This is a genomic window from Helicobacter sp. 12S02634-8 (genome assembly GCF_002272865.1).
Taxonomy (GTDB): domain Bacteria; phylum Campylobacterota; class Campylobacteria; order Campylobacterales; family Helicobacteraceae; genus Helicobacter_J.
Genome location: NZ_MLAP01000053.1, coordinates 1 through 693, shown reverse-complemented (window position 1 = coordinate 693; position 693 = coordinate 1). Strand labels below are relative to the sequence as shown.

The 693-nt window shown below is 36.2% G+C and carries 1 protein-coding gene; it reads right to left on the bottom strand.

Features of this window, described 5'->3' with window-relative positions; translation table 11 throughout:
• Positions 1-21: 21 nt before the first annotated feature.
• A partial coding sequence (locus tag BKH46_RS09330) for a restriction endonuclease subunit S (protein WP_216358724.1) occupies positions 22-693 on the bottom strand: 672 nt, incomplete at its 5' end.

Below are 693 nucleotides of genomic sequence, written 5' to 3'. Positions count from 1 at the left end.
AATAAATGATAATTTAGCAGCTTATTCGACAACGGTAGCCTGACCGTTCATCAGCATTGGAAGAAGCCAATCACGGAGTTTTACAAGCTCTTGATTTTCAAGAATAAGTTCCTCTTGCTTTTTTCTATATACTTGCATTAACGCATTAAATTTATTCAGAATATCAGCATTCGGAATTACTATTTTCATAAGAGATAAATTTTCTCTTGTTAACTGTTTTTGAACAGAACCTGATACATACTTTTCAACTCCATAGCTGTTAATAAACTGATATATGTACTCTTTGGAAAGTGTATTATCAACAGGGTGAACAACCATTGCATTTCCCGTAATCCAAGACTTTGGCATCGTCATATAAACATTCCCGCAATTACCTCTGCAAGAGATAATGACTTCGGCATCTGTGTGATTGAAATCGGAATACTTACCAATAAATCCTCCACCGCCGTAGACAAAACAATTGTAATTATCATCAAACAGGCTATTACTTATGGTTTGTGGTTGATATATGCTTGTATATGTCGATATGGACATAACTTCCCACTCTGCAGGTATTTCACGCTTCAACTGCTCATTCCACACCATTTGACCACCTGAGGAACGATAAGGCTTGCCGTTTTCGTCGGGAAAGTCAAATTGTGTAAACCAATAGTCGTAAATAGTCTTTGCCATCTGCACTAAATTATCATTTAT